Here is a 15,802-nt window from a genome sequence, read left to right on the forward strand (position 1 = left end):
GATACATGGCTGAGAGGTTGCCCAAGGCGGCGATAATCTCCGACGCCTGGGGCTTCGGCCTCATGGAGACCAAGCCCTGGCCCCTCTTCCAGGCGCGCTACTGGGCCATCCGCAACAAGGCGCTGCTGGTGCCGGAGTACGGCGCCATGTACGTGGCCTCCTTCCTCAAGGGCCGGGGGGTGGACCTCGAGGTCATCAACCTCATGGCCGACGTCTTTGAGGACGAGTCAATGTTCCGGGAGGTTGAGGAAGGGCTGCCCGGCGGGGCCCTCTCCACCGCGCCCATCGGCGGGGAGGACGCCCTGCGCCTGATGCGCGAGAACCTGGAGAAGTCCCTGGCGCGCGCGCAACCCGAGGTGGTGCTCTTTCCCATCTCCATCTACTACGTCGCCCTGCACGCGCGGGAGCTGCTGAAGCGCATCAAGGAGCTGGCGCCCGGGGTGAGGCTGGTGGCTGGCGGCGTCTATTCCACCATGCACCCGCGTGAGATCATGGAGGACGGAGCGGCCGATTTCGTGGTGCGCGGCGAGGGGGAGTGGACGGCCCTGGAGCTGCTGCGGGCCCTGGGGCGGGGGGAAGAGGACTTCTCGTCCATATCCGGCCTCACCTGGCGGGATGGCGGCGGCGGGACCGTCCACAATCCCGACCGCGAGCGCGAGCGCGACCTGGACGTCTTCCCCCATATCTACACCGTGGCGGAGGAGTTCAGGATCAAGGAGCGCCACCGCCTGCTCAAGGCACTCAATCCCCTGGACGACTACATCCCGGGCAGCGGCTTCCTCACCTCGCGCGGCTGCCCCGAGGAGTGCACGTTCTGCCTCGACCCCGCGGTCTGGAAGCGGAAGGTGCGCTACCATTCCCCGGCCTACGTGCGCGAGGTGCTGGACTACTGCTGGGAGAATTTCACCGCGGGCGAGCGGTCGTTCTACTTCGGCGACGCCACCTTCGCCCTCAACCGGCCCCGCCTGCGCTCGCTGCTGTCCACGGTGAAGGAGGTTCCATACACATACCATATCCAGACCCGGGCCGACTCCCTCACCCCGGAGGTGCTGGAGGGCCTGCGGGACAGCGGCTTCGGCAGCGTGGCCCTGGGCGCGGAGTCCCTGGACGACCGCATCCTCAAGGAAGTAGTGAAGAAGCGGACCACGCGGGAGGAGATACTAGGGGCGGTACGGGCGGCGCGCGCATGTGGGCTCAACCCCATCCTCACCTTCATCGCCGGCCTTCCCGGCGAGAGCCGCGCCTCCCTGGAGCGCACCGTGGAGACCCTGCGCGAAGAAGGCATCCGGGAGGCCACCTTCTTCCCCCTGGTGGTCTTCCGGGGAACCGAGCTGTACCAGACCTTCCTGCGTACCTTCTCCGCGGAGGAGCGGGAGAGCATGCGCCTCAACCGTTGGTCGGAGGAGTTCTGCTTCGCCAGCGAGGAGTTCGGCTCCATGCGCGAGCTCATCGAGTACACCGAGCAGCTCAACGACGCCATCCGCAGCTGATCATGCATCTCATCATGCTCTGCTCGAGTGGGCCGTCAGTCCACGCATGACGGTGACCGCAACGACAGGACGCCGCTGTCCCGGCAGGACGGACGGGATCAGATGGGGAACTATAGCGAAGTACTCGTTTATCATGGATATGTCTTTGACCTCTCTCCCTTGTCTATACGGGTACGTTACCAGCATCTCGAGGCGGACCGGGTAGAAGGTATCCTTGTTTATCCAAAGATCCTTGCTAGAGATCTCGCCGTCCGTTTGAAAGAAGCCGGAATGCATGGGGACGAGATGAAGGCGGTATACGTCTGTGCCTTGCAGCTGTTCTGCGGCAAGGCAATCGATCTCGGCACTCATCAAGAAGCTATCCACGATCTGCGAAAGCCTGCGTGATGGATGCATGACCCCCCTCGCATCACGGGCCCCTGCCCTCCACGTGCCATCCGCAAGCAGGTCCCTGGTGTACATGAGGTTATCGCAGGACACTTTCTCGGTTGATAGCATGAAGGTATCCATCTGCGCATTCTTAATATATATGCGTTCGGTGGTGTTCAAGTCATCACATTCTATGATCCGTATAGACCGGATATCCTCCGAGGCTGAGGTCTCATGGTAGTAGACTATTTCACGGTATGAGCCTATGTCCTCCACCGCCTCCCTGGTCCTCTCCAGTATCTGTTTGGCGTCGAGCTCCTGCGGCTGACACGAAGCAAGAAGCGGCGTGGCAATAAATATGACAATTAACGCTAATGACAATAGAGGCCTCAACCCCATATTTCACCCCATCGAGTACCATCTTTCTGACTGGATTATAGCCTTTTCAAAAGGGTGACACCATCTATCATCCGGCGTTTTTATTACGCTATAGATGATCAATAGATCACGGCATGCGCTTTGCTTAATTGCGGTCATCCAATCCCTGGGGATATGATGGGAATGACCTGTTGAAACAGCGAATTGTGTAAAAGCGGCGAAGAGAATATACGCGAAAGGTGGGCTGACATGAACGCTAAGGAACTGCGCACTTTCGCGCGCAACAACGTATTATCAACCATTGATGCCAGGAGCGGCAAGGACAGGTTCGACCGTTCCCTGTGGAGGGACCTGGCCGACCTCGGATTCGTCGGCCTCATCATCGACAAGGAATACGGCGGTGGGGGAGGAGAGATTGCGGATTTCGTGGAAAGCGTGGCCCTGCTGGCCGGGGAAGGACTCGACCTCGGTCTCGCCCTGAGCCTCGTGGACCACGTCATGCTCTGCGCCTATCCCCTGCAGGTCTTCGGCTCCCGCGCCCTCAAGGAACGTTTCCTGCCCTCCATCTGCCGCGGCGAACGCATCGGGGCGGCCGCCATATCGGAGCCCGGAAGCGGCGGGAACCCCTCGCGCATGACCGCCACGGCGGTGAAAGAACGCGACGGATACAGGATGCAGGGGGCCAAAGGGCCGGTGACCAATGCGCCGGTGGCGGATGTCTTCCTGGTCATCGCCTCCACCGCTCCGGATGCGGGCAAGGAAGGCCTCTCCGCATTCCTGGTGGAACGGGCACAGGGGATAGAAGTAGAGGAGATCGAGCTGGGCTATCTCCAGACTTCGCCACACGGCAAAGTCATCCTGGACGGGGCGAGGGTACCCGAGGACCAAATGATCGGGCAGGAAGGTTGGGGACACGAGCGCATTTCCCGCTCCCTCTTCCTCTGGGAGAGAGCGGTGCTCATCCCCGTTATCATCTCTTATATGGAGCGCTGGCATCACCTGCTGGTCTCCAGCCTGGAACCGGCGGATATTTCGCCGGACCTGAGGGTGCTCCTGGCCCAGAGAAAAGTGGAGCTGACCGCCTACCGGGTTCTGAGCGGACGCCTGCTGGAGCTGACCTTCGGGGAGACCGAGAACGGCAGGGAGCGTATGGAGCTGCTGCTCTTCTTCGGCAAGGCCCTTTCGGATTGGGTCTACTCCATACGCGTCATCGTCCGCGATGCCGGGCTGAAGGTGGACGAGATCACCGCTGCCATGGATAGGGACCTGCGCCTGCTGGAGGTGGGCAGCTCCCTGCTGGACTGGCAGTTCCAGAAGATCCTCTAGATATGGAGCGGTGACGGGGATCATTCACGCGGAGCGTGTTAGCAACTTAGTATTTAGTTGATATATCAACGCGGGAGAGTGCCGGATCGGATAAGGTCCGGTAGCTGGGAGGTGGGTGAGAAGATGAGGGACACCGAGGTCATAAAGCCCCAGGAGATCTGGAACGCTTCGGACAGGCTCTCGCCGCGCGTGAGCAGGTTGCGCGAGGAGTACTACCACATCGCGGACCGCCCCTATTTCCGCAACGAGGTCATGCCCTTCACCACCGGCACGGACTGGGACGTGGTGTGGTCGCCCGTGAACTGGGGCATCATCCCGGAGCTGGTGCCGTTCATGGGCGCCTTCTCGGAGTCGCTGCGGGTGATGGCGCGCGAGGTGGTACTGCCACGGGGTTTCTGGGACCAGTCGCTGGTCATGCGCCGCGCCCTCTTCTTCAAGGAGGTCTGCGAGGGATATCTCCCGGTGCAGATCCTGGAGGGGGAACTCATAGTTGGAGGTCATTTCAACACCGCTCTCTCCAAATGCCACGACCGCAGGGAGAGCAAGCGCTGGTCCAGGGACGTGGACCGCTGGTGGAAGAAGGGGGCGGAGATAAACGAGCTGGGCATCGGCAACGCCGGGGCGGTCCCCGGCCATCTCATCCCGGATTACCCCCGCGTACTGCGGGAGGGTTTCGCGGGCATATACGCGGAGCACGAGCGCCTCGAGGCGGAGACCACGGACCCGGAGAAGAAAGACTTCCTGCGCGCCCTCATGGTCTGCTGCGAGGCCGCCCGCGGCGTGGCTGCGCGCTATGCCGATGAGGCCGAGAGGCTGGCCGCCGTTGAAGAGGACGCGGCGCGCGCAGAGGAGCTGCGCGAGATAGCCCGTATCTGCCGCAAGGTGCCATGGGAGCCCGCCGAGACCTTCCACGAGGCGCTGCAATCGCTGTGGCTCACCCACATGCTGATCATGGCGGCGGAATCGTATCCCGGCGCGGGGCTGTCCCATGGCCGTATCGACCAGTACCTGAACCCGTACTTCGAGGCAGACATGGACTCGGGCAGGATCGACGAGGCGTGGGCAAGGGAGCTGCTCGAGTGCTACTGGATCAAGCACAACTACGCCTACGATTTTCAGTGCCGCGTCATGACCAACCAGGGGATCAACTCCGGCTTCGGTCAGCTGGTCACCATCGGGGGCATCGATGCCGAGGGCAACGACGCTTCCAACCGCCTTACCTGGCTCATCCTCGACGTCATCGAGGACATGAACATGCTCGAGCCCAAACCCAACATCAGGCTGCACGCCGGCACCCCCGAGCCGTTGCTGCGCCGGGTGGCGGAGATGGTTTCCGAGGCACAGGGATCGCCCTTCCTCATGAACTTCGACGAGAGCTCCATCCGCGGCCTGGCCTGGCAGGGCCTGCCCGAGGACCGCTTGTGGGATTATGCGCCGGTGGGGTGCCTGGAGAACACCCTGCAGGGCGATGACCGCTCGGGCACGGTGGACGTCAACTTCAACTTGGCCAAGGCGGTGGAACTGGTCTTCAACCGCGGCCGCGACGCGGCCACCGGTAAGCGCCTGGGGCCCGACACCGGGAAGCCCGAGGACTTCGCTTCCTGGGAGGAGTTCAAGGCCGCCTTCGATACCCAGCTAAAAGCACTCATCGGCCACATGCTGGCCATCAGCGACGAGGCCGACCGCATCCGGGCCGCCTTCGAGCCCACGCCCTACCTCTCCACCCTGGTGGGCGGCTGTGCCGAGAAGGGCAGGGACGTGACCCAGGGCGGCGCCCGCCATGGCTACATCACCGTGGAGGGAGTGGCCTTCGCCACCGCGGCCGATTCCCTGGCGGCGGTGAAGAAACTGGTGTATGAGGATGGCAAGGTAGCCATGTCGGACCTGGTAAAAGCCCTGCACGAGGACTATGAGGGGTTCGAGCCCCTGCGCCATACCCTCATCAACAAGGCGCCCAAGTACGGCAACGACGACGACTACGCCGACGAGGTGGCGCGCGACCTCTCGCAGGCCTGGACGCGCGCCGTCACTGGGCACGTCTCTCCCGCTACCGGCAGGCGTTACCGCGCCGGTTATCTCTCCTGGAACTACTGGATCGCCTTCGCTCCCTTCACGGCCGCCACCCCGGACGGTAGGAAGAAGGGCACCTTCCTCTCCAACGCCATCGGGCCGGTGGACGGCGCGGACCGCCACGGCCCCACGGCCGAGATCCTCTCGGTGGGCAAGATGGGGCTGGAGACGGCGCCCAACGGCTCCTCGCACACCATGAGCTTCAGCCCATCCCTGTTGCGGGACTCGGAGCACGTCTCCAAGCTCATGGCCTTCCTGCGGGCCTACGGGGAGAAGGGCGGCACCGCGCTGCAGATCAACGTCATCGACCCCGAGACCCTGCGTGAGGCGCAGCGCAGGCCGGACGAGTACCGCAACCTGCTGGTGAGGGTGACGGGTTACAACGCCTACTTCGTGATGCTGGGCAAGGAGATGCAGGACGAGATCATCGCCAGGGAGTCACATGACCTCTAAGCGCGACTCCGTGCGCGGCACCGTCTTCAACCTGCAGCGCTACTCAACCGAAGACGGGCCGGGTATACGCAGCACCGTGTTCCTGAAGGGTTGCCCGATGCGCTGCCCCTGGTGCCACAACCCTGAAGGGCTTTCTATCCGGCCGGAACTGGTCTGGTACGACGTGCGTTGCATCGGGGCCCGGGACTGCCTCGCGGCCTGTCCCATGGACGCACTGACCCTCACCCCGCAAGGGATGATCATAGACCGTGGCCTCTGCGACGCCTGCGGCAAGTGCGCCGACGCCTGTCCCGCCGCCGCCCTCGAGGTCATCGGCAGGGAGAGGAGTGTCGATGACGTGGCCGCCGAGGCCCTGCGTGACATGGTCTTCTACGAGAAGTCGGGGGGCGGGGTGACCCTGTCCGGGGGAGAGCCGGCTCTGCAGTTCGAGTTCTCCCTGGCGCTCATGGAGATCCTCAAGGAGACGGGAGTACACCTGGCGCTGGACACCTGTGGAGGCGTGGGATGGGACCGGCTGGGGCCCCTGGTCGACCTGGCGGACCTGGTCCTCTTCGACCTCAAGACCATGGATGCGGTGGCGCACAGCGAGCACACCGGCATCCCCCTCGAGCGCGTGCTCGAGAGCGCGCGCCTCATAGCCGCGAAGGGCGTGCCCATGTGGGTGCGCACGCCGGTGATACCCGGTTACACCGACGCGGAGGAGAACGTGCGTGCCGTGGCCCGCTTCATCCGGGAGGACCTGCCGGTTGTGGAGCGGTATGACCTGCTGGCCTTCAACAACACCTGTGAGGCCAAGTACGCCCGCCTGGGCATGGCCTTCCCCCTGGCGGGGGAGGGCTTGCTAGCGGAGGAGAAGATGGTAGCATTGACGGAGGCGGCGGAGGACGAGGGAGTGAGCGTGGTACGCTGGTCCGGGGCCACCGCGAGGGCCAAGACTTAGAGGGAGGTCGGGGGATGGAACTTCCGCAGGAGGTAAGCGACCTGTTCGCGGAGGAGATGGCAGCCAAGTTCCTGGCGACCGTCGATTCCGAGGGAAGACCCAACGTGGCGCTCATCGTCACCCTGCAGCCACCGCCCGATGGCCGCAGGGACCGCCTCATCTTCGGGGAGTTCCTGATGTGGAAGAGCAAGGAGTACCTGGAGGGCAACTCCCACGTGGCCGCCGCGGTGGTCAATCAGAAGCTGCGCATGGCCACCCTCACCGGCGACTTCGTGGGGTTCGAGAAGACGGGTCCCTACAAGGAAGCCCTGGACGCCTCCAACCTCATGCGCTACAACGCGTACTCCGGCATGAGGTCGGCGGGGGTCATCGACGTACGCGATGTATCTCCGGCGGGAGGCGCTTCCATGCTCGCGGTCCCCTTCGATTTCCTGCGCGCCCGCATGCACCGCGCGAAGGATGGAGGCGGGAAAGCGGCCGTGCCCGCTATGGTCAAGGAGAAGTTCACCCGGCTCACCTCGGTCAAGGCCCTGGCGGTGGTGGGAGACGACGGCTATCCGCGCATCTATCCGGTGATGGCCGCCGCCGCCGCGGGCAAGGGCGCCTTCGTGTTGCAGATGACGAAGTACAACCGCGAGCTGGCTCAGGTGCGGGTGCCCTGTCCGGCCGCGCTGTGCGTGCTCACCTTCGACGTCAAGAGCTACAAGGTCAAGGGGGAATTGGCGCCGCTCAACTCCAGCGCCCTGCTCTTCCGGGTGAACGAGGTATACAACGCCATGCCGCCCCTGGCCGGCGACCTCATCCCCACCGTCTAGGGGTCAGGTCTTGGATTTTGGATTCCATAATATGGAATATGCTGCAAAAGTGCTGCGTACAGAGGCATTAATCAGGTGAAAACCGTTGATATACCGCGGTATCCAAGATCCAAGACCTGACCCTAATAATTGCCGAGCTGGCTGAAGCCCGGCAGGTTGAAGGGGAACTTGGAGCCCCGCTTCAAGGCCATCTCGATGATCCTGGTGAGGCGCTGCGGTCCCGCCAGCCGTATCTGCCGCTCCATCAGGCCCACATGAGGCCGCATCTTGTACCAGACGTTGTTCTTGAAGAGATAGCCCAGGCGGTAGCCGCGGTTGAAGCGCTCGAAATCCTTCACCGCACCGGCACGGTCGTACACGGCCATGGCGGCCACCTTGCCGGTCACCAGGGCACCCAGGATACCGAACCAGAAGAAGGGGTCCATGGCGCCGCTGATGGTGCCGCACATGATGCTGCCGTTATGGAAGAGGCGCGGGTTGTCCGGGCTGGCCAGGGGCACCGCGCCGGAGACGTAATCCCAGTTGTCGTGCTCCACGCCCTCGCGGCGCACCATGAATTCCTTGTACTTCTCCAGGGCCGCGCGGTCGATGTGTCGGATGGAGAAGAGCAGGTTGAAGTAGTAGTTGTTGCAGCTGCTCAGGTAACCGTACTCGCTGATGACCTCGTCCACCCATATCCAGGAGATGTCGCTGAAGCCGATCTCACCGCGCGAGATCCAGCCGTACCAGCGCAGGTAGGGGATGTCCAGCATCTCGTATGCGCTGGGCGTGAGCCCGCAGGCGATGATGGTGTTCTCCGGCAGACCGCCCAGGTCCTCCTTGCGCAGGGGCGAGTCGAACTCGAAGCGCACCCCCAGGCCCTGCGCCTGTGTGTAGAGGAGGGAATCCAGGCTGGTGGGCCGGTTGCCGCGTTCCACCGTGTACATGTCCATGACTTCCAGGGGCGGGTTTAACACCGTATCGTGGAAGTAGAAGGGGCACCGCCGCAGGGGGTGAAAGGCGGGCGAGATGTCGATGTCCAGGTACTGCGACGTGCGCTCCACGTCGATGCCGGTGGTGTGGGTGGAGGGGTTATAGACGGAGTCGCCTCCGAACCCCTTCTCGCGGTCGTGCACCACCACGCCGTAGCCGTGCTTCGCCAGGTCGATGGCGGCGATGAGGCCGGACATGCCCGCCCCGTAGATGGTTACCTCTCCGTTCCGCGACAACTTAGTCCTCCTTCCGGTCGCCCCCTCCCAGGCTTCCGTTCGAGTGCCGAACATATAGTACCATTTTTTCCGGAAACCACGGGCGCATTTTATGAACACGGCCTGGCGGGCGGCAACGCCCCCCGACGGTGTTGACGATATAATGGACGCGGTGGAGCAGAGACCCTGCGGAGAGGAAGAGACTTTGGAGGAAGAGCGCTACCAGGTCCCGCGGCAACGGGAGGAGAGAAGGCTGGCGGAGGAGATATCGAAGTTCTCCTTCTGCTTCGCCCTCTCCGAGCACCGGCGGGCCCTGGAATCGAGGGGCAGGAACAAGGCGTTCTCCGGGATGGACGTGGCGGGCATCAAGGCGGGCATCCTGGCGGAATCCATCCGCGCCGGCGACGAGGTGGAGGGGGAGGCGGTGGCCAGTCACTTCACCGCGATCTACCAGCCCCGCGCTTTCTATCCCGCCTATGTCCTGGGGGAGATGAGGGCCGCCCTGCGGCGGGGTGAGAGCCCCCCCGCGGCCTCACCGCACTACCTGCCCGTGAGCGTAATGCCCCCGCTGGCCGACGGCTCAAGCATCGCCTTCCTCTATCAGCCGGACAAGACGGCGTTCGACCGCCCCGACTTCCCCGCCCACGTGCGCGACGTGTTTACGCGCGACTTCATGCGCCTGCCCCTTCTTCTGCCGCCGCCTTCACAGGCGTTGCGGGGAAAGGTGCGGTTTCGGGCCCGCGTGCTGCGCATGGACCACGATTCCGCTTACCGTCTGGCCGGCCTGGGGGACAAGTCCTACGATGCCTATTCCGCCCGGGGGCTCACCTGTTTCCTGCACCCCATCGAGGTGGAGACCCTCGATGCCGACCCTCCGCTGCGCGGGTCGCTCTTCTGCGAGCTCTCCCTGGACGCGGGTGAGGCCTGGGACAGGACGGTGGAGGTGCTGGAGGAGGCGGTACGGTCCGAGGTGGAAAAGGTCTTCCCGCCCTGCCCGCGCGGCGGGCGCGAGGAGATGGGGTGTTACCTGCCCCAGAGCGGTTTCCACGTCACCCGCTTCAGGCGCAAGTTCTACGCCCTGGTCTACGACCCCGTCATCGTCATCCTGCGGGCGCCGCGCCTCATGGGGATCTATCTCCCCGGCGAGCTGGCAGGGGACGCCGAAGAGACCCGGGCCCTCTTCGAGGGGTTCGTGATGCGGCTGGTGTCTTCCCTGGAGGGGCAGCTCGGCCTGGCCTCTCCCCCGGGGGTGGAGATCGCCTATGACAACCTGCTCCCCTGGGCCAGGGAGCGCGGGGCCCTGCGCGGGCCGGACTTCACGGCGCTGCCGGAGAGATATCCCTTCCTGGGTCCCACCCTGGGCTGGTTACGGGGGGATTGATATCCGCGCTGCATGTGGGAGCTGAGGGTGCACCTTGGCGGTTTTCAGGACCGGGACCGATAGCATATGGCGTCGCTGCTCTCTGGCTGAGGCCGTTTATCCGGCCTTGCCTGCGGACTCCTCTTCCTCCACGGAGGCGCCGCGTTTTTTCTTGTCCGCGGGGACCACGAACTCGCCTCCCTCGGGGTGGGACGCGTCCGACACCCACACCTGGATGGTGTCGGTGGGGCAGACCATGGCGCACTCGCCGCAGTTCGTGCACTTGTCGTAGTCTATGGCGGCGAAGCCGTTCTCCACGTGGATGGCGTCCTCGGGGCAGGCCTTCTCGCACCGCTTGCACCCGATGCACGCCACCTTGCAGACGCTCAGGGCCTTCTTGCCGGTGTACTGCGACTTGCAGCGGACGAAGACGGTGGCGTCCGCGGGGATCATCTCGATGAGGTCGCGGGGGCAGACGTCGGCGCAAAGGCCGCAGCCGGTGCACTTCTTTACGTTGACGCGGCGGATACAGTCCTCGTCGAAGGTGATGGCGCTCACCGGGCAGACCCTGGCGCAGTCCTCCAGGCACAGGCAGCCGAAGGGGCAGGCCTTGCCCCCTCCCGCGGCCGTCTCCGCGGCCCGGCAGGAGTTGACCCCCTGGTAGATGGCCCGGATGGGGGAAAGGGTCGCGCCGCCACGGCAGTGGATGTGGGCCTTCATGGGAACGGCATATTCCAGCTCTACCCCCATGATCCTCGCCACTTGGGCGGCTGTGTCCGGCCCCCCGGCCCGGCAGATATCCACCGGTGCGGCCCCCTTGACCACGGCTTCGGCCGCCGGTTCGCAACCCGGCAGGCCGCAGGCGCCGCAGTTGGAGCCGGGTAGGGCATCCAGCACTTCCTCAACGCGCGGGTCGACCTCCACGTAGAAACGCGTGTAGGCGATGGCCAGGATGGCGCCCAGGAGCGCGCCGAAGCCCGCCAGGGCGATGGCCGCTTTCCACACCAGTGACCAGTCCATCAGCAGCTCCTCACAGTCCGAACATGCCGGCGAAGCCCATGAAGGCCAGGGAGAAGAGGGCGGCGGCGACGAAGGCGATGGGCACGCCCCGGAAGAATTTGGGCACCGGCGCCATGTCCAGCCGCTCGCGCAGGGCGGCGAATATGATCAGCACCAGGGAGAACCCCACCGCCACGCCCAGGGTATAGACCACGGATTCCAGGAACCCGTAATTGTAGGGGATATTGAGCTTGGTGAAGAACCCCGGCTTCACGCTCTCCGTGGCCGCGGCCAGCACCGCGCAGTTGGTGGTGATGAGGGGCAGGTAGATGCCCATGGCGCGGTAGAGGGGCGGGCTGGTCTTCTTGATCACCATCTCCACGAACTGCACCAGGCTGGCGATGATGAGGATGAAGGTGGGGATGTAGAGGAACTCCCCCACCCCTAGCGGCTCCAGGACGTAGTTCCAGGCCACCCAGCTCACCGAGGTGGCCATGACCATGACGAAGATGACCGAGATGCTCATACCCAGGGAGGTTTCCAGGCTGTTCGAGACCCCGAAGAAGGGGCAGAGGGCGATGAAGCGGATGAGCAGGATGTTGGCTACGATGGCGGCGCCGAAGAAAAGGAGGAAGAACCTCCAGGCCTCGTTCATTCCGGTCCCTCCTTTGCCTCCGGCTTCTTGCGCTGCTGGTGCCACTGCAGCAGAGCCAGGAGCATGGCGAAGGTGATGAATGCCCCCGGAAAAAGGATGAGGATGGTCGGCATGCTCTTGCTGCCGAGGCTGACGATGGTGGTGTTGAACATCACGATCTCACCCGTGCCGAAGAGCTCCCGGAAGACGCTCATGATCAGCAGGACGCAGGTGTAGCCCAGCCCGATGCCCAGGCCGTCCATGAAGGCGTGGGACACCCTGGCGTCGGAGGCGTAGCCCTCGGCCCGCGCCAGGATGATGCAGTTGACCACGATTAGCGGTATCCATACCCCCAGGCGCTCGTAGATGGCGGGCATGGTCTTGAGGGTGAGGTCCACGATGGTCACGAAGGATGCGATGACCACGATATAGATGGGGATGCGGATCTGGTCGGGGATTAGCTTGCGGATGAGGGAGATGATGACGTTGGAGCAGGTGAGCACGAAGATCACCGCCAGCCCCATGAAGATGCAGCTCTCAACCCGGGTGGAGATGGCCAGGGCGGAACAGAGGCCCACCATGAGCACCAGCAGGGGGTTGACGCGGATGAACCCCTTGATGAACTCGCCGAAATTGGTCCGTTTCTTCTCCATCATCATCACGCCTCCGCCGTCATTGCAGCGACTCCCACATCTCCAGGGCCATGTTCACCCCGTTGGTGATGCCCCGCGAGGTGTAGGTGGCGCTGGTCACCCCGTCGATGTCCTGCTTGAGCACCAGGGGTTCCGGGCCCTTGCCCGTGAACTGCCCCAGGAAATCGGGGTTCTCGGCAGCGGGCGCACCCAGCCCCGGCGTCTCCTCGTTGGTTATCACCTCTATACCCGTGACCTTCCCCTCCGCGTCCACCCCCACCGCCATGGTGATGAAGTTGTATCCCTTGCTCTTGAGCACGAAGGCGTATCCGATGACCTCGCCGTCTTCATCCATGCCCTCGAACACGCTGATGAGGTCCGGGAAGTCTCCCTGCAGCTCAGCGGTGAGCTCGGGGGACTCCTGGGGGGTGGCGCCGATGGGCTCCAGGACCACCGTGGCCGCCTCCGCGCGCTTCTTCAGTTCCTGTTCGGCGATGTTCTCCTCTACCAGGGAATAGGTGAACCCGAGCCCGACGGCGGCGACCAGGCAGACGAGCATGAGCCGGGAGCCCAGGTTGAGGAGGGACTTCATCATCCAGGCACCACCTCCCCGGCCTCTTTCTCCCCCTTCTTCTCCTTCACCTTGCCGTATCGGCTCGGGAGGATATAACGGTCTATGAGGGGCACCAGGGCGTTCATGAAGAGGATGGCGAACATCACGCCCTCGGGGTTGTTTGACCAGCCGCGCAGCAGCCAGGTCACCAGCCCCAGGCCCAGGGCGTATACGACTTTGCCGTTGCGCGCCAGGGGGCTGGTGGTGTAATCGGTGGCCATGAAGATGGCCCCGATGAGCAATCCCCCTGCCAGCATATAGAAGAGGGGATCACGTCCGATGACGATCGTGAGCACGACCACGGACCCCACATAGATGACGGGGATGCGCCAGTCGATGACCCGCGTGGCCACCAGGTAGATGCCGCCCAAGATGAGCAGCAGGGCCGAGACCTCTCCCAGGCAACCCCAGGGGTTGGCGAAGAGCAGCGGCCTGTAATAAGAGGACCCGGCCAACCCCTGGGGTACCCCGCGCAGGCCGGTGGGGCTGGTGGTGGGGTCATACACCAGTTTCATGGCGGCAAGGGGGCTGGCACCGCTGGCGACTTCCACCGCCGTCTGGATCGCCTTGTGTGACGCGGTGTTGGCGATGCCGATGGCGGCCGACTTGGCGTAACCGGCCACGAAGTAACCGGGCCAGGAGACGAAGACCACCGCGCGACCCACCAGGGCGGGGTTGAAGAGGTTGTGGCCGATGCCCCCGAACATCTGCTTGCCAAGGATGGTGGCCGCCAGTCCACCGACCAGGGCGATCCACCATGGCAGCATAGGGGGCAGGGTCAGGGCCAGCAGAAGGCCGGTGAGCAGGGCGCTGCAGTCGTCCAGGGTCACCGGCAGGCGGCGTCCCTTCTCCATGACCAGCTCGCCTAGGAGGGCCCCGGCGATGGAAGCGATGAGCACCCAGACCGCGGAGAGCCCGTGGATGACCACGCTGTAGACGGTGACGGGCAGCAGGGCCACGACGACGTGCAGCATGATCCTGCGCGTGCTCACGCTGGCCCTGATGTGGGGAGAGGCGGAGACGATGAGGTTATTCTCCATTTCCGCCCTCCTCGCCCGGGGCCGCCGCGGCCAGTTCGGCCGCGCGGCTCTCCATGCGCGTCTTACGGCGCGCCAGTTCCACCTTGCCGGTCTTGATCAGCTGCACCAGGGGGTTCCTGGTGGGGCAGGCATAGGCGCAGCAGCCGCACTCGAAGCAGTCCTGGATGTTCAGGCGCTGCAGGGAGTCCCACTTCTCGTTGTAGGCATAGGCGGCCAGGTAGGTGGGGATGAGGCCCATGGGGCAGGCGTCGACACAGCGCCCGCAGCGTATGCACACGGGCTCGCCGGGGACGATATAGGCCGTCTCCTTCAGGGAGAGAGCCAGGATGCCCGACGTGCCCTTGATCACTGGCACCTCCAGGGTGTACTGGGCAAGCCCCATCATGGGTCCCCCCATGAGCACCTTGCCGGGGGGCTCGGTGAAGCCGCCGCATGCCTCGGCGGCGGCGGCGAAAGAGGTCCCGATGGGGACCATGAGGTTCGACGGTTCGCGCACGATGGAGCCGGTCACCGTGACCACCCGCTTCACCAGCGGCATACCGGTGGAGAAATACCTGGCGATGGCGTGGGCCGTCCCAACGTTCTGCACCACCACCCCCACGTGCATGGGCAGGCCCCCGGAGGGCACTTCCCGCTTGAGCAGGCTGTCGATGAGGACTTTCTCGGCCCCCTGCGGGTACCTGGTCTTCAGGGAGGACACCTCGATACCCCCGCCCCGGGTCACGGCGGACATCGACTTTATGGCCTGGGGCTTGTTGTCCTCGATAGCGACGATGCCCCTGGGCGCGCCCACCGCCTTCATGATGACGAGCAGGCCCTCGAGCACCGCCTCCGGCTGTTCCAGCATGAGGCGGTAGTCGGAGGTGAGGAAGGGCTCGCACTCGGCCCCGTTGAGGATGACGGTGTCGATGGGATAGTCGTGCGGGGGATTGAGCTTCACGTGGGTGGGGAAGGCCGCTCCCCCCAGGCCGACAATGCCGGCGTCGCGGACGGCACGGTGTATCTCCCTGGGCTCCAGGTTCTCCCATGGCTCCGGCACGGACAGGGCCGGCTCAGGCCGGTACTCTCCGTCGCTCTCGATGATCACCGCGAGCACGTCTCCGCCGGCCGGGTGGGCCTGGGGCGCCACCTGGATGACCTTTCCGGACACGCTGGAGTGGATGGGGGCGGAGACGTAGGCCTCGGAATCGCCGATGAGCGTCCCCACCCGGACCTCGCTCCCTTTCTTCACCACCGGCGTGCAGGGGGCTCCGACATGCTGACGCATGGGGATCACGACCGTGGATGGGGCTTGTGCCTCCCGGATGGGCTCGGTGGCGGTGAGGTCCTTATAAGTAGGGGGGTGTACGCCGCCCCTCACCCTGTCGAACAGCCGCGTTGCGATACTCATTCCCGTGCCTTCTGTTCAGCGGCGGATGCATTCACACATTCTACGACTTTAGGCCCACGAAAACCAGTAAGAATATATACCCTGTTCAGCAGGAATGTCCAGGAGA

General features: G+C 64.3%; 14 protein-coding genes. 6 read left to right on the forward strand and 8 right to left on the reverse strand.

Annotated elements, in window-relative coordinates:
* The first annotated feature begins 5 nt into the window (after window positions 1–5).
* Entirely contained in the window at window positions 6–1,490 is a 1,485-nt protein-coding gene (locus AB1384_00430) for a radical SAM protein (GenBank protein MEW6552737.1), read from the forward strand.
* A 12-nt stretch (window positions 1,491–1,502) separates the two neighbouring features.
* On the opposite strand, the gene AB1384_00435 is transcribed toward AB1384_00430, so the two are convergent.
* Entirely contained in the window at window positions 1,503–2,258 is a 756-nt protein-coding gene (locus AB1384_00435; GenBank protein ID MEW6552738.1) for a hypothetical protein, read from the reverse strand.
* 228 nt (window positions 2,259–2,486) lie between these two features.
* On the opposite strand from AB1384_00435, the gene AB1384_00440 reads away from it, so the two are divergent.
* The 4 genes from AB1384_00440 (at window position 2,487) to AB1384_00455 (ending at window position 7,841) form a co-directional block, all read left to right on the forward strand.
* The gene (locus AB1384_00440) at window positions 2,487–3,563 is read left to right on the forward strand and encodes an acyl-CoA dehydrogenase family protein (GenBank protein ID MEW6552739.1); all 1,077 of its coding nucleotides are present in this window, start codon (window positions 2,487–2,489) and stop codon (window positions 3,561–3,563) included.
* 123 nt (window positions 3,564–3,686) lie between these two features.
* Window positions 3,687–6,086: a pyruvate formate lyase family protein gene (locus tag AB1384_00445; GenBank protein ID MEW6552740.1), complete on the forward strand. Its 2,400-nt coding sequence runs from the start codon at window positions 3,687–3,689 to the stop codon at window positions 6,084–6,086.
* Entirely contained in the window at window positions 6,076–7,026 is a 951-nt protein-coding gene (locus tag AB1384_00450; protein ID MEW6552741.1) for a glycyl-radical enzyme activating protein, read from the forward strand. The genes AB1384_00445 and AB1384_00450 overlap by 11 nt, the downstream gene beginning before the upstream one ends.
* Before the next feature lie 14 nt (window positions 7,027–7,040).
* Window positions 7,041–7,841, forward strand: a complete 801-nt coding sequence (locus AB1384_00455; protein MEW6552742.1) for a hypothetical protein — start codon at window positions 7,041–7,043, stop codon at window positions 7,839–7,841.
* Between the two features lie 122 nt (window positions 7,842–7,963).
* Here the strand turns inward: AB1384_00455 and AB1384_00460 are convergent, their stop codons facing one another.
* Window positions 7,964–9,049: an NAD(P)-binding protein gene (locus AB1384_00460; protein ID MEW6552743.1), complete on the reverse strand. Its 1,086-nt coding sequence runs from the start codon at window positions 9,047–9,049 to the stop codon at window positions 7,964–7,966.
* A 91-nt stretch (window positions 9,050–9,140) separates the two neighbouring features.
* Between AB1384_00460 and AB1384_00465 the strand changes: the two genes are divergently transcribed.
* On the forward strand, window positions 9,141–10,409 hold the full coding sequence (locus AB1384_00465) for a hypothetical protein (GenBank protein ID MEW6552744.1): 1,269 nt from the start codon (window positions 9,141–9,143) through the stop codon (window positions 10,407–10,409).
* Window positions 10,410–10,505: 96 nt separating this feature from the next.
* Here AB1384_00465 and AB1384_00470 read toward each other — a convergent pair whose 3' ends face one another.
* The 6 genes from AB1384_00470 to rsxC are packed head-to-tail and all read right to left on the reverse strand — an operon-like array spanning window position 10,506 to window position 15,696.
* Window positions 10,506–11,408 carry an RnfABCDGE type electron transport complex subunit B gene (locus AB1384_00470; protein MEW6552745.1) on the reverse strand — a complete coding sequence of 301 codons (903 nt, stop codon included), beginning with the start codon at window positions 11,406–11,408 and terminating at the stop codon, window positions 10,506–10,508.
* Window positions 11,409–11,418: 10 nt separating this feature from the next.
* A complete protein-coding gene (locus tag AB1384_00475; GenBank protein ID MEW6552746.1) occupies window positions 11,419–12,042 on the reverse strand; it encodes an Rnf-Nqr domain containing protein in 624 nt (207 codons plus the stop codon).
* Window positions 12,039–12,674 carry an electron transport complex subunit RsxE gene (gene rsxE / locus AB1384_00480; GenBank protein MEW6552747.1) on the reverse strand — a complete coding sequence of 212 codons (636 nt, stop codon included), beginning with the start codon at window positions 12,672–12,674 and terminating at the stop codon, window positions 12,039–12,041. The genes AB1384_00475 and rsxE overlap by 4 nt, the downstream gene beginning before the upstream one ends.
* Window positions 12,675–12,693: 19 nt before the next feature.
* Window positions 12,694–13,248 carry an FMN-binding protein gene (locus AB1384_00485; GenBank protein ID MEW6552748.1) on the reverse strand — a complete coding sequence of 185 codons (555 nt, stop codon included), beginning with the start codon at window positions 13,246–13,248 and terminating at the stop codon, window positions 12,694–12,696.
* A complete protein-coding gene (locus tag AB1384_00490; protein MEW6552749.1) occupies window positions 13,245–14,306 on the reverse strand; it encodes an RnfABCDGE type electron transport complex subunit D in 1,062 nt (353 codons plus the stop codon). Before AB1384_00490 ends, AB1384_00485 begins: the two co-directional genes overlap by 4 nt.
* A complete protein-coding gene (gene rsxC, locus AB1384_00495) occupies window positions 14,296–15,696 on the reverse strand; it encodes an electron transport complex subunit RsxC (GenBank protein MEW6552750.1) in 1,401 nt (466 codons plus the stop codon). The genes AB1384_00490 and rsxC overlap by 11 nt, the downstream gene beginning before the upstream one ends.
* Window positions 15,697–15,802 lie beyond the last annotated feature (106 nt).

This window comes from Actinomycetota bacterium (assembly GCA_040757835.1).
Classification (GTDB): domain Bacteria; phylum Actinomycetota; class Geothermincolia; order Geothermincolales; family RBG-13-55-18; genus SURF-21.